The sequence below is a fragment of the Halofilum ochraceum genome (assembly GCF_001614315.2).
In the GTDB taxonomy this organism is placed as follows: Bacteria; Pseudomonadota; Gammaproteobacteria; order XJ16; family Halofilaceae; genus Halofilum; species Halofilum ochraceum.
The window spans coordinates 16,972-40,870 of the sequence record NZ_LVEG02000003.1 but is presented as its reverse complement, the minus strand read 5'-3'; the positions used below and the strand labels follow the sequence as shown (position 1 = coordinate 40,870).

The following is a 23,899-nucleotide window of genomic DNA, read 5'->3' as shown; positions in this document are numbered from 1 at the left end:
CCGCCATGTTGAACCCAGTGTAGCCCGTGGGGCCGCTCCTGCTCAGCGTTTCATCAGTTCGAAGAATTCCTCGTTCGTCTTCGTCTGCTGCATGCGCCCGATCAGGAATTCGATCGCTTCCATGTCGTCCATCGAGTGCAGGAATTTGTGCAGGATCCAGGTCTTCTGCAGTTCCTCCTGCGACATCAACAGCTCCTCGCGCCGGGTACCCGACCGATTGATGTTGATGGCCGGGTAGATCCGCTTGTCCGCGATCTTGCGGTCGAGGTGGAGCTCCATGTTGCCGGTGCCCTTGAACTCCTCGTAGATCACCTCGTCCATCTTCGAACCGGTGTCGATCAGCGCCGTCGCCAGGATCGTGAGACTGCCGCCTTCCTCGACATTGCGCGCGGCACCGAAGAAGCGCTTCGGACGGTGGAGCGCGTTGGCGTCGACGCCACCGGTCAACACCTTGCCGGAGGATGGCACGACGGTGTTATACGCACGGGCCAGACGCGTGATGGAGTCGAGCAGGATGACGACGTCGTTCTTGTGTTCGACCAGGCGCTTGGCCTTCTCGATGACCATCTCGGCCACCTGCACGTGCCGGCTTGCGGGTTCGTCGAACGTCGACGAAACCACTTCGCCCTGGACCATGCGGTCCATCTCCGTGACCTCTTCCGGGCGCTCATCGATCAGCAGCACGATGAGGTAACACTCGGGATTGTTGGCGGCGATGCTCTGGGCGATGTTCTGCAGCATCATCGTCTTGCCGGCCTTGGGCGGCGAGACGATCAGCCCGCGCTGGCCCTTGCCGATCGGCGAGACGATATCGATGACGCGCGCGGTGATGTCCTCGGTCGAACCATTGCCGCGCTCCATGATGAAGCGCGAGGTCGCGTGCAACGGGGTCAGGTTCTCGAACAGGACCTTGTTCTTCGCGGCCTCCGGCGAACCGAAGTTGATCTCGTCCACCTTGAGCATGGCGAAGTAGCGTTCGCCTTCCTTCGGGGGCCGGATCTTGCCGGCAATAGTATCGCCGGTGCGCAGGTTGAAGCGCCGAATCTGACTGGGGGAGACGTAGATATCGTCCGGGCCGGCGAGATAGGAACTGTCGGCCGAGCGGAGAAAGCCGAAACCGTCCTGCAGGATCTCGAGGACCCCGCCACCGTAAATGTGCTCGTTCTTCTTCGCACGTGCCTTGAGTATCGCGAAGATAACGTCCTGTTTGCGGGAGCGAGCGACGTTCTCAATGCCCATTTCTTGGGCGAGCTCAATCAGCTCCGTCGCGGGTTTCGACTTGAGTTCGGTCAGGTTCATCGGTCAGGGGTTACCCGGGGTTGTGGGGATACGCACCGCATGTACGCACGCCACGGATGTGGCTGTGGACGCACGTTCTCTGGCAGAAAGGATTTCGGGGAGACTTCGCTACGGGGAAAACGAAAACCGAAGTCTTATTGATTTGACGTTAGCACGGTTTTTACGGGTCGTCTACCCGCCGGCCGGACGCGCCCGGAGCGGTCCATCGCTCGGGCCACCAGGCGCGTCGACGGATCACCGGGCGATCATACGTTGCTGTCGATGAACGCCGTCAACTGGGACTTCGACACCGCGCCGACCTTGGTCGCCTCGACGTTGCCGTTCTTGAACAGCATCAGCGTCGGGATCCCGCGGATGCCGTAGCGCGGCGGTGTATCCGGGTTCTCGTCGATGTTCAGCTGAGCCACCTGGAGCCGGTCGGAATAGTCGCGCGCGATCTCCTCGAGCACGGGCGCGATCGCCTTGCAGGGTCCACACCACTCCGCCCAGTAATCGACGAGAACCGGCTTATCCGACTGCAGGACATCCTGATCGAAGCTCTGGTCGGTGACTTGCTGAATGTTCTCGCTCACTTATGGGCCTCCAAATTGTCGCGGGAACGGAAGTATGACACGATTGTGCCCTACTGCCCGCGATCCTGACAAAACCGACCTTCAGTGTACGCCCCGGTGGGGCACGCTCCAACGAGTCGGGATCACGGTCCACCATGCCCCGTGCGTCCAGACACACCCGTGCCATGATTCCGGGGCCGACGAGCGCATATGACGGCAACCGACAGTCACCTCTCCGACATAACCTTCGACCAATTCGACCTCCCCGAGGAGGTCGCGCGTGGCCTGGCCGACGCCGGTTTCACGCGCTGCACGCCGATCCAGGCCCAGACGCTGCCGATCGCTTTGACCGGGCGCGATGTCGCCGGCCAGGCGCAGACCGGCACCGGCAAGACCGCCGCCTTCCTGGTCGCCCTGTTCACGCATCTCGCGCGCCACCCGGCCGCCGATGACCGCAAGGCGACCCAGCCGCGTGCACTGGTCGTCGCACCGACGCGCGAACTGGCGATCCAGATCCATCGCGATGCCGAGGCGCTGGGCGCGCACACCGGCCAGCGGATCGCGCTGGCCTATGGCGGCACGGACTACGAGAAACAGCGCAACGCGATCGCGGCCGGCTGCGACCTGCTGATCGGCACCCCCGGCCGCCTGATCGATTATCTCAAGCAGGGCGTGTACGACCTCCGCCGGCTGCAGGTGGCCGTGCTCGACGAAGCCGACCGCATGTTCGACCTCGGCTTCATCAGCGATATCCGCTACCTCTTCCGCCGTATGCCGGAGCCCGCCGAGCGCCTGTCGATGCTGTTCTCGGCCACGCTCTCGCTGCGCGTGACCGAACTCGCGTTCGAGCACATGAACCACCCGGAACACGTCCAGTCGCAGGCCGAACAGGTCACCGCCGACCGCGTCGAGCAGGTGCTGTATCACCCGGCCAACGACGAAAAGATCCCGCTGCTGATCGGGCTGATGCAGAAGCTCCAGCCCTCCCGGGCGCTGGTATTCGTCAACACCCGCCGTGGCACCGATTGGGTCGCCCGCAACCTCGAAGGCAACGGCATCCAGGCCGCGGTCCTCTCCGGCGAAGTCCCGCAGAAGAAACGCCAGCGGCTGCTGACCGATTTCCAGGAGGGGCGCCTGCCGGTACTGATCGCGACCGACGTCGCGGCACGCGGACTGCACATCCCCGAAGTCAGCCACGTATTCAACTTCGATCTGCCGCAGAGCGGCGAGGACTACGTCCATCGCATCGGGCGCACGGCCCGCGCCGGCGAGAGCGGCCACGCCGTCAGCTTCGCCTGCGAGGACACCGCGTTCTACGTCCCGGAGATCGAGGAATACATCGAGGCCAAGCTGCCGACCGCGGCGGTCACGAGCGACCTGCTGCCCGAAACGGCTCGACCGGCACCGCCGCAGCGCCGCGGCCAGGACGGTCCCGGCCGCAAGGGCGGCGACCGCAAGGGCGGTGATCGTGGCAAAGGCGGTTCCCGTGGCGGCGGCCAGCGCGATGGCGGGGGCGACCGCAAACGCCGCCCCCGGCGTAAACCGAGCGGCACCACGGAAACCTCTTCCTGAGGCGTCGGCAGTTTCGCCTTCGCGCGCATCGAGCGCATGCGTATCATGACAATGGAGCGACCCGGAGCGGCGGTCACGTCCCACAAGGAACGTCCGCCGCGGGTCGCATGAACGGCCGCGCCCCCGCGGCCCCCTGAGACGGACAGGGCGTCGATGCGCGGCGCCCCGCCACCGGGAACAACAATCATGCGAATCGATTCCGTCTGCGTACTCGGCGGTGGTGGCTTCGTCGGCTGGCACCTCGTTACCCGCCTGAACAATATGGGCAAACACGTCCGCGTCATCACGCGTCGGCGTGAGCGGCACAAGCAACTGCTGGTCCTGCCCTTCGTCGAGGTCGTGGAGGGCGACGTGCACGACCCGGCCACGCTCGAGCGCCTGTTCGCGGACCGCGACGCCGTGGTCAATCTCGTCGGCATCCTCAATGAGAAGGGGCACCGGGGCGAAGGCTTCCGCCACGTCCATGTCGACCTCTCGAAAAAGGTCCTCGACGCCTGCAAAAAGACCGGTGTCAAACGCCTGCTGCACATGAGCGCGCTCGGGGCCGACCAGGGCAATGCGCCGAGTCATTACCTGCGCACGAAGGGCGAGGCCGAGAATCACGTGCACACCTTCGGTCAACCGGACATCGCGGTGACCAGCTTCCGGCCCTCGGTGATCTTCGGCCGCGACGATGGCCTGTTCAATCGCTTCGCGGCGCTGCTCAAGATCTCGCCGGTACTGCCGCTCGCCTGCCCGAACGCCCGCTTCGCACCGGTCTATGTCGGCGACGTCGCCGAACGGATGGGGGACGCCCTGGAGGACCGCAAGACCTTCGGCCAGCGCTACAACCTGTGTGGACCGGAGGTCTGGGCGCTGCGGGAGATCGTCGCCTATATCCAGCGCCTCAAGGGCTGGCACCGGCTGGTCGTGCCGCTGCCCGATCGCCTCGCACGCTGGCAGGCCAACGTGCTGGAGTTCGTCCCGGGCAAGCCGTTCTCGCGCGACAACTACGCCTCGCTCCGGATCGACAGCGTATGCCCGGAGGGCGCAACCTGCCCGACACCGATCGAGGCGGTGGTGCCACACTACATCGGCGACGAAAACCGACAGACACGCTACCAGACGCTGCGGCGCGCGGCCCGCCGCAGCCATCGGGACAGCGCCCACTGACGACCCGCGGGCCGCCGGCTTCACCCGGATGATGCGCCACGGAGCGGCGCCGCCAGGCGGCCGTTCCGGCTCGCGTTGAAACGGGGAGACCTGCGGACGATGCAAACCTGGCTGGTGGGCGGTGCGGTCCGCGACGAACTGCTCGGACTCGAACCGGCGGAACGTGACTGGGTGGTGGTGGGCGCCACACCGGAGGCGCTCGAGACCACCGGGTACCGACGGGTCGGCCGCGACTTCCCGGTATTCCTGCATCCGGAGACCGGCGAGGAATACGCCCTAGCCCGCACGGAACGCAAGTCGGGACACGGCTACCACGGATTCACCGTCCATGCCGGCCCCGAGGTCACGCTCGAAGAGGACCTCGGCCGCCGCGATCTGACGATCAACGCGATGGCCCGTGCCCCCGACGGCCAGATCATCGATCCATGGGGCGGGCGTGCCGATCTCGAGGCGCGACTGCTGCGTCACGTCTCTCCCGCCTTCACGGAAGATCCGCTGCGCGTGCTGCGTGTGGCCCGTTTCGCCGCCCGCTTCGCACCACTCGGCTTCCGGGTCGCGGATGAGACCCGCGAACTGATGCGCTCGATGAGCGTGAGCGGGGAACTCGACTGGCTGGTGCCCGAGCGGGCCTGGCAGGAGACCGCCCGGGCACTGGCGGATCCAGCGCCAAGGCGCTACTTCGAAGTCCTGATGGACTGCGGGGCACTCGTGCGCGTCCTGCCGGAACTCGCGCCGCTGTTCGCGGTCGACGCGGACCCGACGCCGGCAACGGCGCTCGATCGCGCGACGGAAGCGACCACCGACGCATCGATCCGGCTCGCCAGCCTGTGCTTTCCGCTTCGGGCGGACGGCCCGCTCGCGGACCTGGGTGAGCGCCTCCCGATCCCCCGACGCTGGCTGGAACTGGTGCGCGCGACCAGCGAGTGGCACATGAATTGCCTCGAATTATCGCCGGATCCGGCCGCCATTCACGCGGCACTCTCCGGCCTCGACGCGCTTCGGCGCCCGGACCGCTTCGAGGCCGTGTTGACCGCGTGCGACGCGATCGCCGCCGCGCGTGACGACCATGATGCGTGGCGCCAGCGGCGCGAACTCCTTGAAGGTGCGCTGGCCGCGATCCAGGCGCTGAACGGTTCGACGCTGGCGGCCGAAGGCTGGCGCGGAGAAGCGCTCGGGAGGGAGCTTGAACGGCGCCGCAGGGCCGCTATAGAACGACTGGTCGGCGCTGACGGGGGTAGCCGGCCGCATGCCGGTCGTTCAGAATGAATTTGCCGTTATCCGGCGGGGGAAAACCATGAAACGACTCTGGGTTGTGCTGATGGCGCTCTGGGCGACTACAGCGAGCGCCGAAGTGGTGGACATCAAGATCTACGATGCGTTCGGCCAGTCCTATCAGAGCGTGAATATCGGTGCCCGCCTGGCCTCGATCTACAATATTTCTTTCGACCCCACCATGGTCATCATCCTCGGACCGACGCTCGCCGACGAGCGTGTCCAGCAGCAGGAGAAGATCGCCGCCGGTATCGACCCCGAGGAACACGGGATTCTTTTCGCGATCGGGACTCCCTCCGAGACCTATAGCCGTGGCTTCAGTCTCGCCCCGAACACCGCCGCCAGCCTGATGCCCGATCCCGAAAGCTTTCGGGTCCTGGTACTCGGGGCGAACGGGACGGTCCTCTCGAGAAGCGGCAGCGTGATGTCACGCGAACGCCTAGTGTCGATCGCGGACAGGCAGCAGTAACCGCCCGAGCGAAGACACCGCTCACGCCCCATTCCGACAGCCGCGCGGCCAAGGATCGCCCGGCGGGGATCAGACACGACCGTTGGCGCGCTCCGCCAGCCAGCCATCGAGCCGCGTGAGGGCAGAGCCGATCGCCGTCCTCAGCAAACCCCATGCGAGAATCGCCCCCGCTGCACTCGCGCCCGCGTCGGCCAGATCGAAGTGGCGGTACGCACTGCTGTACGCCTGGCCCACCTCGAGCAATACACCGAACACGCTGAACGCGACAACCAGCAGCAGTTGTGCAACCGCGCCCCGGTAAATCTGACCGAACCAGAAGGTCAGCAGGGCGTAGGTCGCGCCATGGAGCACCTTGTCTCCAAGCGCGAACGCCCACTCGGGCGGCACGGGGGTCAAGGACCCCCAGGCCGTGGCGGCGACCAGCGCATACCCGATCGCCAGCCAGAGCGGGCGGTAGTGCAGGCCGACCATCATGGCCCGCTCGCGGACCACTTCATGCGGAAAGCACGCGCTGCGCGGCGCTGGTCGCGGCACCGCGCTCGATCGGTGCCTCCATTTCGCCGAGGATCGCCTCGAGGGCGCTCAGGCAGAGCATCACGTTCTCCGCGCGGGCACTGTGTCCCATCAAGCCGATGCGCCACACCTTGCCGGCGAACGCGCCCAGGCCGGCACCGATTTCGAGGTTGAACTCCTGCAGCAGACGGGCGCGCACGGCGGCCTCGTCGATACCCGCGGGGGTCCACACGGAGTTGAGTTCCGGCAGCCGGTACGCCTCGTCGACCACGAATGACAGACCCATCGCCTCCAGCCCGGCCTTGAGCGCCTCGTGCATGTGCCGATGTCGGGCCCAGGCATTCTCGAGACCTTCCTCGGTCAGCATCACCAGCGCTTCGTGCAACCCATAGAGTGAGTTGACCGGCGCCGTGTGATGATACGCGCGCTTGGAAGAGCCGCCACCGTCGCCCCAGTATCCCATGATCAGATTGAGATCGAGGAACCAGCTCTGCACCTTCGTCGAGCGATTCTGGATCGCCTCGATCGCGCGCTCGGAGTAGCTCACGGGCGACAGGCCGGGGGTGCAGGACAGGCACTTCTGCGTGCCGGAATAGATCGCATCGATGCCCCAGCGGTCCACTTCCAGCGGGATGCCACCGAGGGACGTGACCGCATCGACGATGGTCAGGCAATCGTGATCGCGGGCGAGGCGACAGAGCGTCTCGGCATCGGAACGGGCACCGGTCGAGGTCTCGGCGTGCACGAAGGCGACGATCTTCGCCTCGGGATGGCGCTTCAGCGCATCCTCGACTTTCTCCGGATCGACCGGACTGCCCCAGTCGTCCTCGACCATCACGGCGGTCGCACCACAGCGCTCGACGTTCTCCTTCATGCGGGCACCGAACACGCCATTGCGGCAGACGATGACCGTATCGCCCGGTTCGACGAGGTTCACGAACGCGGCCTCCATGCCGGCGGAACCCGGCGCCGAGATCGGCATCGTCAGCCGATTCTCCGTCCGGAACGCGTACTGCAGCATCCCCTTGATCTCGTCCATCAATTCGATGAACGTCGGATCGAGGTGGCCAACGGTCGGCCGGCCCAGTGCCTCGAGCTGGCGCGGATGGACATCGGACGGCCCGGGCCCCATCAGGGTACGGACGGGTGGACGGAACGATCGTGCAGTCATGGCAAGCCTTCCCTGCGGTTCGGCGGACAAACCGAAGGAGTATAGAGACCGGTCCTCACCGCGTCCAAGCGCAACTTGTCCCTGTGCGACTGCGATCTCACCGAGACCGCAGAGGCAGGGCGAAGGGCGAAGGGCCAAGGGTGGAGGGCTGAGGGCTGAGGGCGAGAGGTTCGTAGGCGCGTTTTCGCCGGAGGCGAACGCGCGCATCCCGGGCACGGAGCCGGAATCGGCGAAACGGCCAGGGTTGTGCCGCGGTTAGTTGTGTAGGTCGGCTTTTCCCGGCGCCTCTGGCATTCGTGACATGCACTGTCATTCGCCGCCGGGGAATGCCGGCATTGCGCGGTGAAATGCCGCGGTTCGATATCCGCCGCGGACCCCGCCAGACCGATCTACGCCTTCCTCAGCGGCCTCAGCGGCTCTGCGTGAGAACGCTTTTGCCTTCTTCGCGTCCCTTGGCGCTCTTCGCGCCTTGGCGAGAACCAACCCACGGCAGGATCGCCCCGGAAGGCGCCGACTCAGAAGGCGAAAACGAGGATCAACACCAGCCCGAGCGCAATCCGGTACATGACGAACGGCGCCATCCCCAGGCGTTCGATGAAACGCAGGAACAGATGGATGCACGCCCAGGCGGCGAGCGCGGCGCACAGCGTGCCGGTCACCAGCACGCCCCAGGCCACGGGATCGCCGGCGACGACCAGTTCGTACACCTGCAGGAGGCCGGACAACACGATGACCGGGATCGAGAGCAGGAACGAGAAACGGGCAGCGGCGACGCGATCCAGGCGCAGTAACAGCGCGGCCGTCATCGTGATCCCCGAGCGTGAGGTACCCGGGATCAGGGCGATCGCCTGGAACACGCCGATGAACAGCGCATCGCGCCAGTTCAGGCTGTCCTCGTCGCGGGTGCCGCCACCGCCGCGGTCCGACCACCACAGCAGCAGGCCGAAGCCGATACTGGCGGCGGCGATCACCAGCGGTCCGCGCAGCGTCGTTTCCACGACGTCCTTGAACAGCAGTCCGGCGAGGCCCACGGGGATCGTGCCAAGCACCAGCAGCCAAGCCAGCCGGCCGTCGACATCGCGCTCCCGTGTGAATGGTGCCCGGATCCCGGCCACGATCAGACGCGCGACCCGCGCGCGGAAATACCCGACCACCGCCAGCAGGGTGCCGAGATGCACGGCGATATCGAAGGCGAGGCCCTGATCTTCCCAGCCGGTGATCACCGGCACGAGGATCAGATGCGCCGAACTCGAAATCGGCAGAAACTCCGTGATGCCCTGCACCAGGGCAAGCACAAGCAGCTGAACGGGATCCAATAACCTCTCCTGGGCGCGCCATCACGGCCGCGGCGAGTGTACCGGCGGTGGCATGGGCTGACGAGTCGGACTGCGTGATATGCGATCCATAGGTTACGCGTATAAAAGGCGTTTTCTCGCCAAGACGTCAAGCGCGCCAAGTAAGAGCAAAAAAAAGTAATCGCCGGAACCGTTGCGGGCGCAATGCTGCACAAGGGCATGGCTGACGTGCGACCCGCATTGAAAGTCGGGCTCCTGCGGGATAGCCGTAAGCCGGGGAGCCCCCCGGAAGCAGGCTTATCCACCAACGGCATCTTTTCGTTACCTTGTCGTTTTTTTCTTGGAGCGCTTGGCGTCTTGGCGAGAAAACGCCTTCAAGGGATCGACCGAACCGGCGAACCCGGGCAACCGTCTGCTACACTTCGCGCCATGTCGGGACTGGCTGAACGCCGCATTCTGCTGGGGGTCACGGGCGGGATCGCCGCCTATAAGGCCGCCGAGTTCACGCGCCTTTTGACGAAGGCGGGCGCGCAGGTGCGCGTGGTCATGACGCGGGCCGCGCAGGATTTTGTCGGGCCGCTCACCTTCCAGGCCCTGTCGGGCGAAAAGGTCCATACCGACCTGCTCGATCCGGACGCCGAAGCCGCGATGGGGCACATCGAGCTGGCCCGCTGGGCCGATCTCGTCATCGTCGCGCCGGCGAGCGCCGACTGCATCGCGCGCCTCGCGCACGGCCATGCCGATGACCTGCTGACCACCATCTGCCTCGCCACCGAATCGCCGCTCGCGGTCGCGCCGGCGATGAACCAGGTGATGTGGGCGCACCCCGCCACCGCCGAGAATGTCGAGCGCCTGCGCACGCGCGGGGTGACGATCCTCGGTCCGGCGAGCGGCGACCAGGCATGCGGGGAGACCGGCAGCGGCCGTATGCGCGAGCCGGCGGAACTGCTCGGTGACTGCACCGAACTGCTCGGGCCGCGCCTGCTGGCCGGCCAACACGTCCTGATCACCGCCGGCCCCACGCGCGAGGCGCTGGACCCGGTGCGGTATCTGAGCAACCACAGCAGCGGGCGCATGGGCTTCGCGATCGCCGCCTCCGCCGCCCGGGCCGGCGCGCGCGTGACGCTGGTGAGCGGGCCAGTCGAGCGCTCGACGCCCGCCGGCGTCGAGCGCATCGATGTCGACAGCGCACGCGCGATGCAGACCGCCGTCGAGACGCATATCGACGCGGCCGATATCTTCATCGCCACGGCCGCCGTCGCCGATTACCGTCCCTCGGAGGTCGCCGAGCGGAAGATCAAGAAGGGTGACGAAGACGGCCGCACGCTGGCGCTGGCACGCAACCCGGACATCCTGGCGGCGGTCTGCGCGCGTTCGCCGCGACCGTATTGCGTGGGCTTCGCGGCGGAGACCGATGCGGTCGCCGAGAACGCCCAGGCCAAACGACGGAGCAAGGGCGCGGACCTGATCTGCGCGAACACCGTCGGCGCCGGCATCGGCTTCGGCGACGTCGAGAGTACGCTGGAGCTGTTCGACGACCACGGCTCCGTGCGACTCGGTCCCGCCGACAAGGAAACGCTGGCCCGCGAACTGATCGGGGCGATCGCCGAGCGCCTGTCGGCGCCCTCGCGGGAACAACGGAACGAAACGCCGTGAGCGAAGAGACCTATCGTATCCGCATCCTCGACGAACGCGTCGGCGACTCGATCCCGCTGCCCGGCTACGCAACCGACGGCGCCGCCGGCGTCGATCTGCGCGCGTGCCTCGACGCGCCACTGACGCTGGAACCGGGCGCGACCGTGCTGATCCCCACCGGCATCGCACTGCACATCGCACGCCGCGACCGGGCTGCGACGATACTCCCGCGCTCCGGACTCGGGCACAAACACGGCATCGTCCTCGGTAACGGCGTCGGCCTGATCGACAGCGACTACCAGGGCCCGCTGATGGTCTCGTGCTGGAACCGGGGCGACACGCCCTTCACGATCGAGGTGGGCGAACGTATCGCCCAGCTCGTGATCGTCCCCGTCATCCAGGCCGAATTCGAAATCGTCGACGATTTCGAGCAGACCGCCCGCGGCGCGGGCGGTTTCGGCTCGTCCGGAAGGAACTGAACCCATGACCGATGCATTGCCCGCCGTGGCCCCGAGCCTGTTCCGTGCCTATGACATCCGCGGGGTGGTCGGGGATACCCTGACCCGCGCGAGCGTGCACGCGATCGCCCGCGCCTTCGCGGCGGAAGCGGCCGCGCGCGACCAGTACCGCGTGGTGATCGGCCGCGACGGGCGCCTTTCCGGGCCCGACCTGCTGTCGGCGCTACGCGAGGGTCTGATCGCGGGCGGCATGCATGTCATCGATATCGGGCCGGTGCCGACGCCGGTGCTGTACTACGCGACCGTCGCTCTCGAGACCGGGACCGGCATCGTCCTGACCGGCAGTCACAATCCGCCGGACTACAACGGCCTGAAGATGATGATCGGCGGCGACACGCTGTCCGGCGACGCGATCCAGGCACTGCGGCAGCGGATCGAGTCGGGTGACGTCGCCAGCGGCAACGGCTCGGCCGAAGAGATCGACGACTTCACGGATACCTATCTCGCGCAGGTATTCGGCGATATTCACCTGAAACGGCCGCTGCGGATCGCCATCGACTGCGGCAACGGCATCACCGGTGCGGTGGCGCCGCAGCTGTACGAGGGGCTTGGCTGCGAGGTTCACGCGCTCTATGCCGAGGTCGACGGCACCTTCCCGAATCACCACCCGGACCCCAGCAAGCCGGAGAATCTGAGCGATCTCATCGCGTGCGTGCGCGAGAATGGCCTCGACCTCGGTCTCGCCTTCGACGGCGACGGTGACCGGCTCGGCGTCGTTGACGGGCACGGCAACGTGATCTGGCCCGACCGCCAGATGATCCTCTACACCCGCGCCGTACTCGCCGAGCGTCCCGGCGCGCGCATCGTCTACGACGTGAAATGCAGCAGCCACCTGACCCGGGCGATCGCCGACGCCGGCGGTGACGGCGAGATGTACAAAACGGGGCATTCATTCATCAAGGGCCGGATGCGCGAACGCGATGCGGCACTGGGCGGCGAGATGAGCGGCCATATCTTCTTCCGCGACCGCTGGCCCGGTTTCGACGACGGTCTCTATGCCGGTGCCCGGCTGCTGGAACTGCTCGCGGCCGACGCACGCGCCCCGCAGGAAGTCTTCGCCGAGCTGCCCGACAGCATCAATACGCCGGAGATCACAATCCCCTTCGCCGAGGAAGGCGCGCACTTCGCGTTCATGGAAAAATTCGCGGAACAGGCGCGCTTCGACGACGCCCGCTCGATCCTGCGGATCGACGGCCTGCGCGTCGACTACGCCGACGGCTGGGGCCTCGCCCGCCCTTCGAACACCACCCCGGTCATCGTCACCCGCTTCGAGGCCGACACGCAGGAGGCGCTGGAACGCATCCAGAACGCCTTCCGCGAACAGATCCTAGCGGTGCAGCCCGATCTGGAGTTGCCGTTCTGAGCGTGGGTTTCAGAACCACAGATGGACACAGATGAACACGGATGGCGTTTGTGGTTACCGTTGCGCTTGAGGCGCGTCGCGGAAATGCCTCGGGTGAGGATGGCTTTAATGAAAAACCACGAATGAACACGAATGAACACGAATGGACACGAATGGGTCTCGGGAGCGCGTGGGCTTCTGGAGCTTCGCTGCCGTTACGTGCAGGAATCAAAAACGAATTCATAACCATAAAATGGACTAAAAATGAACGAAAAATGGCGCCGTTCGTGATTCGGTGTTTCTGACAGCGCCTGAATCGAAGTCGCACCCGCAGATGCTTGTCCTTCATTCACTGTTAACCATAAGATCTATTTTTTGTTCATTTTTAGTCCATTTTTTGGTTATGCCTTTCAATCCCGAACAGCGAAGCTCCATAAGAACAGGATGACCACAAACGCCCATCTGTGTTCATCTGTGTCCATCTGTGGTTCCCGACCCGTGGTCTCCAACTTCCCGGATAAGTACTCATGATCGATCAAAGTGGCCACGAAACCGCGCGCGTCCTGAACGAGGCGCTGCCGTATATCCAGCGCCTCGCCGGGCGGACGGTGGTGATCAAGTATGGCGGCAACGCCATGGTCGACGAGGCGCTGAAGACCTCGTTCGCGCGGAACGTCGTGCTGATGAAGCAGGTCGGGCTGAACCCCGTGGTCGTGCACGGTGGCGGGCCGCAAATCGGGCGGATGCTCGAGGCGATCGGCAAGGAGACGCGTTTCGTCGCCGGCATGCGCGTCACCGACAGCGAGACCATGGACACGGTCGAGATGGTCCTTGGCGGGCAGGTGAACAAAAGCATCGTCAGCCTGATCAGCCAGCATGGCGGTCGGGCCGTGGGCCTGACCGGCAAGGACGGCGGCCTGATCCGGGCGGCGCCGCTGGAACCGGTCGCCGATGAGAAACAGCCCGACGAGATCATCGACCTCGGGCACGTCGGGGCGGTCGAATCGATCGATCCGTCGATCCTGCACACCCTCGGACACGGTCACTTCATACCGGTGATCGCGCCGATCGGCGTGGATGCCCATGGCCGCTCCTACAACATCAACGCCGACCTGGTGGCCAGCCGCATCGCGATCACGCTCGAAGCGGAGAAACTCCTGCTGTTGACCAATACATCCGGCATTCTCGACGACGCGGGCGAACTGATCACGCACACCAGCCTGAAAACCGTCGACGACATGATCGCCAGCGGTCGCATCTTCGGCGGCATGCTGCCCAAGGTGCAGTGCGCGCGGGAAGCGCTGGAGGCGGGCGTCGGCGCCGTGCAGATCATCGACGGGCGCGTGGAGAATGCGGTACTGCTGGAACTGTTCACCGATTCCGGCGTCGGCACCCTGGTTCACCTCTAAGGAACCTCCGATCCTCGGAATCCTGCAGGTCGGGCTTACAGAGCCTGTGTAAGAACCCCATGCCGTAGCGTGGAAGTGGCACAGGGAGGTTCTGATCAGAGCTTCCCTGAGAGGCTTTCCGAGAACCGCTGAGCCTACTGGTCGCGATCCGCCATCAGTTCGCGGAAGCGCTCGATCTCCCGGGCGAAGCGTGCTTCCATCCGCATACGTCTGGCCTGGACCTGCTCGAGTTCATCGAGTCGCCGCACCAGCCGCTCACGCGCGTCCGCGCGCTGGCGTTTCATCTCCTCCCGATGCTCGTTGTCCTCGGGCAGGTCGGCGAGCAGTCGGTCATAACGCTCGATCCGGTCGCGCACCCGCTCGACGCGATGCTTCGCCAGGCCGATCTCGCCGTCGACGGCTTCGAGCCGTCGGTCCCGCGTGCGCTCGATGTCGGTCACACTGGAATAGGATTCCCAGAGCACACGATCCTGCCGCGACTGCGCCTCGCGTTCGGCGGCGGCCGCCTCCTCACGGGCCCGAGCGGTCGCGTCTTCGCTTTCCTCCTCGCCTTTGGGGTCCGCGCTTCGGGCGGACTCGGGCGGCGGCGCGTCGGTGTAGTGCACCTCGCCGCTCTCATCCACCCAGCGATGGAATTCGTCCGCCACGACGACCGGCGCCCACAGCAGCGCGGACGCCACAAGGGCGCAGGTAGCGATGCGCGCTGCCGATGTCTCTCCCACTGCCATACCGACTCCCTGGTGCCGCCGTACACCGGTCACCCGTCGGCATGCGAAGCAAAACGCGTGCCGCTTTGCTCAATATAACCCGCGATACTGCTCGCGGTATGCGGCGACCTGGGCCCGGTCCCCAGGGCGATCACCGCATTCATCGAGATAATCGAGGACATCGCCCAGCGTGACGATGCTGACGACCGGGGCCTCCAGGGCCGCCGCCGCCTCGCTCGCCGCCGAGCGCTCGCCCAGGCCGCGCTCCTGACGGTCGAGCGCGGTCACGACCGCCGCGACCTCGGCGCCCGCCGTACGGATCAGGTCGGCCGCCTGGCGCACGGCCGTGCCGGCGGTCAGGACATCATCGACGATGACCACGCGTCCGGCCAGCGGGGCACCGACGACATTGCCCCCCTCGCCGTGGTCCTTCGCCTCCTTGCGGTCGAAACACCACGGCCGATCGAGGTCGTGGCCGTCGGCCAGGGCGATTGCCGTCGCCGAGACCAGCGGAATCCCCTTGTAGGCGGGCCCGAACAGCATATCGAAGTCGATGGCCGCATCGACGATGGCGTTCGCATAGGCCCGCCCGAGCCCGGCCAGCGCGGCACCGGAATCCAGCGCCCCGATATTGAAGAAATACGGGCTGACGCGGCCCGATTTGAGCTCGAACCGACCGAAGCGCAGCGCGCCGCGCTCTACGGCGAGTTCGAGAAACTGGCGCTGATAGTCGCGCATGGTGTGCCCTGCCTCTGAGATTGAGGGTCGCGTATCATACCGGGCCTTTTCCGAGTGGAGGAACCATGCGCGTCATCAGCCTCAATGCCAACGGTATCCGCGCGGCCGCGCGGAAGGGATTTTTCGACTGGCTGGCGCACCAGGACGCCGATCTGGTCTGCATCCAGGAGACCAAGGCGCAGGTCGACCAGCTGAGCGACCCGCAGTTCCACCCCGACGGCTACTGGTGCCACTACTGCGACGCCGAGAAAAAGGGCTACAGCGGCACGGCCGTGTACGCGCGGCGCGAACCCGACGAGGTCACCGACAGGCTGGGTCTGGACGAGTTCGACCGCGAGGGCCGCTGGTGCGAGATGCGCTTCGGCAATCTGGTCGTGGCCTCGCTGTACCTGCCGTCCGGCACCTCGAGCGAGGAACGCCTGGCCGCGAAGATGCGCTTCCATGACCGCTTCCTGCCCCATCTTCAGAGCCTCAAGGACAGCGGCCGCGACGTGATCATCTGCGGCGACTGGAACACCGCGCACACGGAAATCGACCTCGCCAATCCGAAGAACAACAAGAAGAATTCGGGCTTTCTGCCGGAGGAACGCGCCTGGCTGGACCGGGTCTTCGACGAGATCGGCATGGTCGACGCCTTCCGCGTCGTCCACCCCGAGACGCCCCACCTCTACACCTGGTGGTCCAACCGCGGCCAGGCCTGGGCGAAGAACGTAGGCTGGCGCATCGACTACCAGATCGTCACCCCGAGCCTGAAAGACACCATCCGCGACGCCTGGGTATACACCGACGAACGCTACTCCGACCACGCACCGCTGGTCATGGACTACGACTTCGATCTGATGTCCGCGTAGGCTTTTTCTCGGAACCACAGATGGACACAGATGCACACAGAGTGCCGCCGGGGCACTCTGGGTCTTCTGGAGCTTCGCTGGGATGGGGTGCTTGGGGAGGCGTTTTTTGAACCACGAATGAACACGAATGGAAACGAATAGGGCTTGGGGCTACCGGAGCCTTCTGGGGCTTCGCCGTTCGGGCTCGAAATGCATAACCAAAAAATGGACTAAAAATAGGTCTTAAAGGGCGCCTCAGGATAAGGACAAGCATCTGCGCGTGCCGCTTTGGTTCAGGCGCTGTCAAAGGCACCGAAACAGGGACCGAGCCATTTTTCGTTCATTTTTAGTCCATTTTTTGGTTATGAATTCGCCTCTGATCCCTGCACGTAACGGCAGCGAAGCTCCAGAGGCCCGTGGTAGCCCCAAGCCCTATTCGTGTCCATTCGTGTTCATTCGTGGTTCTTATTCAGAGCTCATGGTCCTCGCGCGCTTTCCGCGCAGCGCCCCAAACCTGACGGGTACCACAGACGCCATCCGTATTCATCTGTGTCTATCTGTGGTTCCCGCCGTTGACCTCTATCCGGTCTCCCGAGGCACCGCGTGAGGCGGTTCGGTGTTGTCGCGAGTACGGCCCCAGGCATACCAGGCGGCGAGGAGGACGGCCGGGACGCCGGCGATGCCGATGGCGATGAAGAACCAGGGATAGCCCCAGGCCTCGACCGCGACGCCGGAGAAGCCGCTGACGAACTTGCCCGGCAAGGTCATCAGCGAGGAGAACAGGGCGTACTGGGTCGCGGTATAGGCGCGGCTGGTCAGGCTCGACATGAAGGCGATGAGGATCGTGCTGGCGAATCCGTTGGAGAGGTTGTCGGCGCTGATCGTGACGACCAGCATCGCGACCTCCGCGCCGATCGTCGCCAGCACCGCGAACAACAGGTTCGTGACCGCCGTCAGGGCGGCCCCGACGACCAGCATCCGGGGGATGCCGTAGCGCGTCACCATCAGTCCGCCCACCAGCCCGCCGGTGATGGTCATCACCACGCCGTAGACATTCGTGATCGTGCCGATCTGGCTCAGCGAGAATCCGAGATCGAGATACAGCGGGTTGGCCATCGCCGCCATCGAAATGTCGGAGATGCGGTAGATGCCGATCAGTACCAGCAGTGCCAGCGCGACGCGCCCGTAACGACTGAAGAAGTCGACGAACGGGCAGACCACGGCGCCGATAAGCCAGGCCATGATGCGGCGCCGCAGATCCGAGTGATGCTCGTTGGCCAGCAGATAGTCCTGGACCCGCTGTTCGCGTTCATGCGTATGGCGCGCGATGCGTTTCTCCGGCTCCGGACGCAGCAACACGGTAATGACGCCAACCGAGACCAGCCCCGCCATCGCCAGATAGGCAGCCGTCCAGGACACGAAATCCGCGATGTACAGGGCCACGGCACCGGCCATCACCAGGCCGATGCGATAACCGATCATGTAGGTGGCGGCATTCGCCGCCTGCACCTCGTCGGGCGCCGATTCGATCCGAAAGGCGTCGATGGCGATATCCTGGGTCGCCGAACCGAACGCGACCAGCAGCGCCAGCACCACGACCGGGGTGAGTGCCGTCAGGGGATCGCTGAAGGCAAGGCCGGCGAGTCCGGTGATGATCAACAGCTGGCCGAACAGTATCCAGCCGCGGCGCTGGCCCAGTCCACGGGTCAACAGGGGCAGCGGCAGCCGATCCACCACCGGGGCCCAGAAGAACTTGATCGAGTAGAGGATGCCGATCCACGAGAAGAAACCGATGGCCGCGACCTCCACGCCCTCGGAACGCAGCCATGCGGTCAGCGTCGAGAACACGAGCAGGAACGGCAATCCCGCGGAGAAGCCGAGGAACAGCATCGTGATGACGGGCGGCTGGCGATAGACCGCGAACGTCTCTCGCCAGTCGCGACGGGGCTCAGCCGGCATGCGGGCACTCCGCCAGCGGCGGTGGGTGACGAGTACTCATGCAGTCGTGGTGTCCAGCGCCCGGGTGACCGCCGCCTCCGCGTGGATCGCGGTCGTATCGAACAGAGGCAACGGGCTGTCCGCGGCGTCGATCAGCATGGTGATCTCGGTACAGCCGGCGATGACCGCGGTCGCGCCGACCGAACCCAGGTCGCGGATCATGCGCTGCAGCGTCACCCGTGAATCCGGGCGAATGACGCCCTGGCAGAGTTCCTCGAAGATGATCCGATTGAGCTCCGTGCGGTCCGCCGCGGGCGGCACATCGACCCGCAGCCCGCGCCGTTCGAGGCGCTCCCGGTAGAAGGGTTGTTCCATGGTGTAGCGCGTCCCGAGCAGGGCCACACGCTCGACACCGCCGTCTTCGATGGCGCCGGCCGTCGCATCCGCCAGGTGCAGCAGCGGGATATCGATCGCCTCTGCGATGGCATCGGCGCAGCGGTGCATCGTATTCGTGGCCAGCAGCAGGAAGTCGGCACCCGCCCGCTCGATCCGACGCGCGTCCGCCGCCAGCAGGGCGCCGGCGGCATCCCATTCATCCGCCGCCTGGAGGGGTTCGATCGTGGCGAAGTCGACACTCAGCAGCACGATCCGGGCGGAATGGAGCCCGCCCAGGCGCGTGCGCACGCCCTGGTTGATCAGGCGGTAGTAATGCCCCGTGCTCTCGTGGCTCATGCCACCGAGGATGCCGATCGTCTTCACGCGCTGCCTCCCGGTTCCGCCCATTCGGACATCGGACGCGGGCGCAGGATAAACCAAGCGGTGGGCTCAGGGGCAGAGGCGCGCTGCCGGCGTGGCGGGAATCGGGCTATGGATTCTCGTCAAGACGCAAAGAGCGCCAGGGGGCGCGAAGGAGACAAAGACGGAAAGACCGATATCGCGGTGCCGTCGAAACGGCCTGTGCCTGTAGGAGCGAGCTTGCTCGCGATCGTGCCAGCACGGCACACGACAAGCCGAAGCGCCAGCGGCTGCCGGCCCAGTCCCCTCCCGTTCCGGAGAAATTCGGCCTCACGCACGTTCGAGTCGGCGGGCATTCGCCCGCCGTGCGAGAACCATCGCGAGCAAGCTCGCTCCTACACGCGCGTTCCTCAAACGGCTCGCGCGGAGGCCTGCGAGGACCAGAGAAAGCGCGCTACCGCAGCGGGCGGCGCCGCCACAGCGGCGCCGCCGCGAGGGCGGGACCTCAGTGGTCCTCTTCGTCACCCGTGTGGGCGTGGCCGTGCTCGATCTCTTCATCGGAGGCGGCGCGTACCTCGACGACGTTGACGTCGAAGTTCAGCGGCACACCGGCGAGGGGATGGTTCGCGTCGACCGTCACCTGATCGTCGGCGACTTCGGTGACGGTAACGATGCGGCCCTGGCCGTTCTCGTCGGAGGCCTGGAAGCGCATGCCGGCCTCGATGGACTCGACGCCTTCGAAGGCGGTCTTCGGGACCTGCTGGATGAGGTTCTCGTCGCGCTCGCCGAAGCCCTCGGACGGCTCGACGGTGACCGAGACGGAGTCGCCCTCGCCGTTGCCCTCGAGCGCGCTCTCGAGACCCGGCACCAGGTTACCGCTGCCGTGGAGGTAGGTCAGGGGCTCGCGGCCCTCGGACGTGTCGAGTACCTGGCCTTCGTTATCCTTGAGCGTGTACTCGATCGAGGCCACGGTGTTCTGCGTAATCTGCATCGGACTGCTCCGCTCGCATCTGTAAAGTGAGCCGGCCATGGTATCGCGATAAGGGGGGTCTTGCGAAGAGGTGCGTAATCTGCATGGTCGGCCCGCGGGCCTGGGGTGGCCGCGGGCGCGGTGCAATGTGGGTTCTCGCCAAGGCGCGGAGTGCGCCAAGGGGCGCGAAGAAAGGCGTGTAAAAATGAGCCCAGCCCGGATGGGGCAGCGACCGCGGTTCGGGCTGCGGAACCGTAGGAGCGGCCTTGGCCGCGAACCGGGGTCTGGTTGGTACGGCGCTTCGGAGTCCTGCCGCACGCCTGAATCAATTCGAATCACGCGGCCCGGCTGTACCGGTTCGCGAGCAAGCTCGCTCCTACAGGTTCATTGGTTTCCTTTGCGTCCCTTGGCGCCCTCCGCGCCTTGGCGAGAACCCCCATTGCACAGCGCAGGCAACTGCCGCCGCACCTGCGGAATCCCGGTTACGGCACGACCGTCGCCACGCCACCGCGGCGCGGGTCGCCGGCGCCGGTGAAGCCGTCGCGTCCGGCGGCTACCGCGTGCGCGCCGCCGAAGAAGAGATTGCGGTCGGGCCAGACCCGGTGTTCGGGCCACTGCCGCTGCAGGGCCTCGACCGTGGCGGCGGTGAAACCGCCCTCGATCTCCAGGCACTGGCCTTCCAGGTGCAGCCGTGGGCGCTCGACCGCGGCTTCCAGCGGCAACCCGCCATCCAGGTGGGCCGCCAGCACCTGCAGTAGGGCCGAGCGGATCCGGTTGGAGCCACCGGAGCCGAGCGCCAGCAGCTCGCCGCCAGAACGATCCGTAACGAGAGTCGGGGCCATCATGGAGGTCAGGCGTGTGGCGGTCGGCCACTGACCGAAACCGCGCGGCTGCAGGTCGGCCTCGCCCAGCATGTTGTTCAGCATGAAACCGGTGCCTGGCACGATCCAGCCACAGCCCTCGCCATTGGAGACGGTCAGGGCGGCGGCGTTGCCGCGGGCATCGATCACGCTGATATGGGTGGTGCCCCGGTGTGACGGCGGGTGGCCCGCGATCAGGGCCCGGTAGCGCGCGAGCTGATCGGGATCGAGGAGCGTGCGCGCGGTCCGGTCCGTCACGCCGGCATCGAGGCCGGCGTCGAGGCGCGCCTGGCGGGTCGCGTCGAGCACGGCCGCCATGCGCAGCGCCTGCTCGGGGCTGTCGACATCCGCGCCCCCCGGCAGGCCGGCGAGCATTTCCAGACCGAAGTTGATCAACAGGCCGCCGGAAGCCGGTGGCGCGTTCGTCAGCACGCGCCGCCCGCGGTAATCCGCCGTCAGCGGCTCGCGCCGCTCGACCCGGTAGTCCTCGAAATCGCTCCGGCGCAGATGGCCACCGCCAGCCCGGCAGGCCGCGTCGACGGCGGCCGCGACCTCGCCGCGATAGAACAGATCGGGGCCTTCGTGAGATAGCGTTTCGAGGAACTCACCGAGTTCGGGCATCGCATGGCGATCGCCCTCCACCGGCGGCCCGCCCGCGGGCGTGAAGATCGCGCGCGCCTCCGGGGTCGCCTCCAGGATCGGCCGAACCACCTCGGCGATGTACGCCTGCAGCGCGTTCATCGGCAGCCCGTCGCGGGCACAGCCGACGGCGGGTGCGAATACCTCGCGCCGCGGCATGCGCCCCAGTTCCTGCTGGAACGCACAGGTGCCCGCAACCACCCCGGGCGCGGCGGCGGCCCCGAGACCGATGTGGAACTCCTGCCGAGTGGTGCCGAAGTCGGCATGGATGGGATGGAAATCGGCGTCACCGGGATCAAGTCGAGTGCCCGGGGTGTGGGCGAAGAAGTCGTACACCCGCGCCCGCTCACCCGCCGGCTGCGCCAGCAGGAAACCGCCACCGCCCGGCGACGCGAGTACCGGCTCGGCCACACAGGCGGTCCACAGCGCGGCCGCCGCGGCATCGAAGGCGTTGCCCCCCGCCTCCAGCATGGCGGCAGCCGCGTCCCGGGTCGCGGGATGACCGCAGGCGATGGCCCCGCGCCCGCGCGCCATCAGCCGCGCCTCCGCGCGTCGGCACCTCCGCGCCGATCGAGCCCGATGCTCACAGGTACTGCGACCAGTCCCGGCTGTCGTCGCCGAAAACCAGAAAGTCCGGGTTGAGCAGCGAATCGGTCTGGTTGTACCGCAGGGGCTTAAGGTCGGTATCGGTGACGTACCCGCCGGCGGCCTCGACCACCGCCTGCGCCGCCGCGGTGTCCCACTCCGAGGTGGGGCCGAGGCGCGGATAGAGATCGGCGGTCCCTTCGGCGACGAGGCAGGACTTCAGTGAGGACCCCATCGGGCGGAGCTCGTGCTCGCCGAGCCGGTCGAGATAGGCCTGCAGGCGCTCGTCCGAGTGCGAACGGCTACCGGCGACCCGCACTGGCCCGTTGGACAGCGGGCAGACGGAGATCGACTCCGGCTCGTTTTCGCCGACACATTTCCACGCACCGAGGCCCCGGATGCCGGCGTACCGAACGTCGATGACCGGCGCATAGACCACACCCATCACCGGGACACCGTCCTCGATCAGCGCGATGTTGACCGTGAACTCGCCGTTGCGCTTGATGAACTCGCGCGTCCCGTCGAGTGGGTCAACCAGCCAGTAGCGATCCCAGCTGCCGCGCTCCTCGAAGGGGACGTGGGCCGATTCCTCCGACAGGATCGGCAGGGACGGGCGCAAGGCCTTGAGCCCCTCGACGATCAACTGATGGGATGCGATATCGGCGCTGGTCAGCGGAGAGCGATCGTCCTTGCTCTCCACCTCGTATCCACTGCCGTTGTAGATATCGAGGATCGCGTGACCGGCACGTACCGCCAGGTCGATTACATCCGGCATGAGTTCGTCGAGTTCGGTATCCGGGCTCATTCCTCGTTCTCCGTATTCAGTTGGTCGCGCACGATATACAGGGCCGCGAATGTACGCGCCTCGGTACAGTCCGGCCGTGCCAGCAGCGCCGGCAGATCGTCGAGCGACCATTCGACGACCTCGGGCGGTTCCGGTTCATCCCCGGGCAGACTGGCTGGATAGAGGTCGCGCGCCAGCACGATCTGCGTGACATGGCCCAGATACCCCGGCGCCACCGTCAGCCCGGTCAGGCATTCGAGGCGGCCGGCGCCGTAACCGACCTCTTCCTGCAGTTCCCGGTTGGCGGCCACGAGCGGGTCCTCGTCCCGCTCGACGCGCCCCTTGGGCAGTGACAGTTCGTAGCGGTCCACCCCAGCACCATATTCGCGCACGAGCAGGACCTCCCGCGGACCGATCAGCGGCACGACCAGGACCGCACCGAAGCCCCGATTGGTGAGTTTCTCGAACTGCACTTCCGTGCCGTTGGCGAAACGCAGATCGACTTCCTGGATCTCGAACAGACGACTGCGCGCGACCACACGCGAGGCAAGGATCTCGGGCTTGTTCGTCATGCGCGGCGTGGCACCCGTGTTGCGGCCCCGGATTTCGCGTACCCGGGCCTGATGGGCTAGTGGGCCATGCGGGCAGTTCGGTTACTCTCTGAGCGGACATGGCGGTTCAGCACAAGGCGCGCCGATTGAGCGTAGCGCCTCTTACGTGAGTGAGGCGCAACGCCGTGATGGACCGCCATATCCGCTCCCGAAGGGCGGTGCTGTGCGCACCTGTCGCGGTGTTGCTCGTCACTCCTGTAGGACGCGCTACACTCGCTCCTCGCGCCTTGCGACAGGCACGCACAGCGCCGCAGAGAATAACCGAACTGCCCGCATGGCCCACTAGGCGGGCAAGCCCGCGAGC

22 protein-coding genes are annotated in these 23,899 nt (G+C 66.2%); 9 read left to right on the top strand and 13 right to left on the bottom strand.

Annotated features, from left to right (window positions below; all coding sequences use genetic code 11):
- Positions 1-42 precede the first annotated feature (42 nt).
- Together rho and trxA are read right to left on the bottom strand one after the other, a co-directional pair.
- Positions 43-1,299 carry a transcription termination factor Rho gene (gene rho, locus A0W70_RS04105; RefSeq protein WP_070988351.1) on the bottom strand — a complete coding sequence of 419 codons (1,257 nt, stop codon included), beginning with the start codon at positions 1,297-1,299 and terminating at the stop codon, positions 43-45.
- A 245-nt stretch (positions 1,300-1,544) separates the two neighbouring features.
- The gene (trxA, locus tag A0W70_RS04100) at positions 1,545-1,871 is read right to left on the bottom strand and encodes a thioredoxin TrxA (protein WP_070988350.1); all 327 of its coding nucleotides are present in this window, start codon (positions 1,869-1,871) and stop codon (positions 1,545-1,547) included.
- Between the two features lie 189 nt (positions 1,872-2,060).
- On the opposite strand from trxA, the gene A0W70_RS04095 reads away from it, so the two are divergent.
- The 4 genes from A0W70_RS04095 (at position 2,061) to A0W70_RS04080 (ending at position 6,315) form a co-directional block, all read left to right on the top strand.
- Entirely contained in the window at positions 2,061-3,422 is a 1,362-nt protein-coding gene (locus tag A0W70_RS04095; protein WP_070988349.1) for a DEAD/DEAH box helicase, read from the top strand.
- Positions 3,423-3,608: 186 nt separating this feature from the next.
- Positions 3,609-4,574, top strand: a complete 966-nt coding sequence (locus A0W70_RS04090) for a complex I NDUFA9 subunit family protein (RefSeq protein WP_070988348.1) — start codon at positions 3,609-3,611, stop codon at positions 4,572-4,574.
- A gap of 99 nt (positions 4,575-4,673) precedes the next feature.
- On the top strand, positions 4,674-5,840 hold the full coding sequence (locus A0W70_RS04085; protein ID WP_070988347.1) for a tRNA nucleotidyltransferase/poly(A) polymerase-related protein: 1,167 nt from the start codon (positions 4,674-4,676) through the stop codon (positions 5,838-5,840).
- A 28-nt stretch (positions 5,841-5,868) separates the two neighbouring features.
- Positions 5,869-6,315: a hypothetical protein gene (locus A0W70_RS04080; RefSeq protein WP_139150711.1), complete on the top strand. Its 447-nt coding sequence runs from the start codon at positions 5,869-5,871 to the stop codon at positions 6,313-6,315.
- Between the two features lie 69 nt (positions 6,316-6,384).
- On the opposite strand, the gene A0W70_RS04075 is transcribed toward A0W70_RS04080, so the two are convergent.
- From A0W70_RS04075 to A0W70_RS04065, 3 genes are all read right to left on the bottom strand, one after another.
- Positions 6,385-6,789: a hypothetical protein gene (locus A0W70_RS04075; RefSeq protein ID WP_139150710.1), complete on the bottom strand. Its 405-nt coding sequence runs from the start codon at positions 6,787-6,789 to the stop codon at positions 6,385-6,387.
- 19 nt (positions 6,790-6,808) lie between these two features.
- Positions 6,809-7,999: a pyridoxal-phosphate-dependent aminotransferase family protein gene (locus tag A0W70_RS04070; RefSeq protein WP_070988344.1), complete on the bottom strand. Its 1,191-nt coding sequence runs from the start codon at positions 7,997-7,999 to the stop codon at positions 6,809-6,811.
- Positions 8,000-8,514: 515 nt separating this feature from the next.
- Positions 8,515-9,315 carry an undecaprenyl-diphosphate phosphatase gene (locus A0W70_RS04065; protein ID WP_070988343.1) on the bottom strand — a complete coding sequence of 267 codons (801 nt, stop codon included), beginning with the start codon at positions 9,313-9,315 and terminating at the stop codon, positions 8,515-8,517.
- A 408-nt stretch (positions 9,316-9,723) separates the two neighbouring features.
- Here A0W70_RS04065 and coaBC point away from each other — a divergent pair, with 408 nt between their 5' ends.
- The 4 genes from coaBC (at position 9,724) to argB (ending at position 14,198) form a co-directional block, all read left to right on the top strand.
- Positions 9,724-10,950, top strand: coding sequence for a bifunctional phosphopantothenoylcysteine decarboxylase/phosphopantothenate--cysteine ligase CoaBC (coaBC, locus tag A0W70_RS04060; RefSeq protein ID WP_070988342.1), 1,227 nt, complete (start codon positions 9,724-9,726; stop codon positions 10,948-10,950).
- Entirely contained in the window at positions 10,947-11,408 is a 462-nt protein-coding gene (gene dut / locus A0W70_RS04055) for a dUTP diphosphatase (RefSeq protein WP_070988341.1), read from the top strand. The genes coaBC and dut overlap by 4 nt, the downstream gene beginning before the upstream one ends.
- 4 nt (positions 11,409-11,412) lie before the next feature.
- On the top strand, positions 11,413-12,810 hold the full coding sequence (locus tag A0W70_RS04050) for a phosphomannomutase/phosphoglucomutase (protein WP_070988340.1): 1,398 nt from the start codon (positions 11,413-11,415) through the stop codon (positions 12,808-12,810).
- Positions 12,811-13,316: 506 nt separating this feature from the next.
- Complete coding sequence (gene argB / locus A0W70_RS04045) at positions 13,317-14,198, top strand: acetylglutamate kinase (protein ID WP_070988339.1); 882 nt, start codon at positions 13,317-13,319, stop codon at positions 14,196-14,198.
- Positions 14,199-14,332: 134 nt separating this feature from the next.
- Here the strand turns inward: argB and A0W70_RS04040 are convergent, their stop codons facing one another.
- A complete protein-coding gene (locus tag A0W70_RS04040; protein WP_083330767.1) occupies positions 14,333-14,926 on the bottom strand; it encodes a DUF4124 domain-containing protein in 594 nt (197 codons plus the stop codon).
- A gap of 69 nt (positions 14,927-14,995) precedes the next feature.
- Positions 14,996-15,643 carry an orotate phosphoribosyltransferase gene (gene pyrE / locus A0W70_RS04035; protein ID WP_070988337.1) on the bottom strand — a complete coding sequence of 216 codons (648 nt, stop codon included), beginning with the start codon at positions 15,641-15,643 and terminating at the stop codon, positions 14,996-14,998.
- A gap of 65 nt (positions 15,644-15,708) precedes the next feature.
- On the opposite strand from pyrE, the gene A0W70_RS04030 reads away from it, so the two are divergent.
- Positions 15,709-16,494: an exodeoxyribonuclease III gene (locus A0W70_RS04030; protein ID WP_070988336.1), complete on the top strand. Its 786-nt coding sequence runs from the start codon at positions 15,709-15,711 to the stop codon at positions 16,492-16,494.
- Positions 16,495-17,052: 558 nt separating this feature from the next.
- On the opposite strand, the gene A0W70_RS04025 is transcribed toward A0W70_RS04030, so the two are convergent.
- The 6 genes from A0W70_RS04025 to nudE form a co-directional block, all read right to left on the bottom strand.
- Positions 17,053-18,432, bottom strand: a complete 1,380-nt coding sequence (locus A0W70_RS04025) for an AmpG family muropeptide MFS transporter (protein ID WP_070988335.1) — start codon at positions 18,430-18,432, stop codon at positions 17,053-17,055.
- A 36-nt stretch (positions 18,433-18,468) separates the two neighbouring features.
- Positions 18,469-19,170, bottom strand: a complete 702-nt coding sequence (locus tag A0W70_RS04020) for an aspartate/glutamate racemase family protein (RefSeq protein ID WP_139150709.1) — start codon at positions 19,168-19,170, stop codon at positions 18,469-18,471.
- A gap of 481 nt (positions 19,171-19,651) precedes the next feature.
- Positions 19,652-20,137, bottom strand: a complete 486-nt coding sequence (locus A0W70_RS04015; RefSeq protein ID WP_070988333.1) for an FKBP-type peptidyl-prolyl cis-trans isomerase — start codon at positions 20,135-20,137, stop codon at positions 19,652-19,654.
- A 461-nt stretch (positions 20,138-20,598) separates the two neighbouring features.
- Complete coding sequence (locus A0W70_RS04010) at positions 20,599-22,149, bottom strand: gamma-glutamyltransferase (protein WP_070988332.1); 1,551 nt, start codon at positions 22,147-22,149, stop codon at positions 20,599-20,601.
- Between the two features lie 49 nt (positions 22,150-22,198).
- Positions 22,199-23,005, bottom strand: coding sequence for a 3'(2'),5'-bisphosphate nucleotidase CysQ (gene cysQ, locus A0W70_RS04005; protein ID WP_070988331.1), 807 nt, complete (start codon positions 23,003-23,005; stop codon positions 22,199-22,201).
- Positions 23,002-23,556, bottom strand: a complete 555-nt coding sequence (gene nudE / locus A0W70_RS04000) for an ADP compounds hydrolase NudE (protein WP_070988330.1) — start codon at positions 23,554-23,556, stop codon at positions 23,002-23,004. Before nudE ends, cysQ begins: the two co-directional genes overlap by 4 nt.
- Positions 23,557-23,899: the final 343 nt, after the last annotated feature.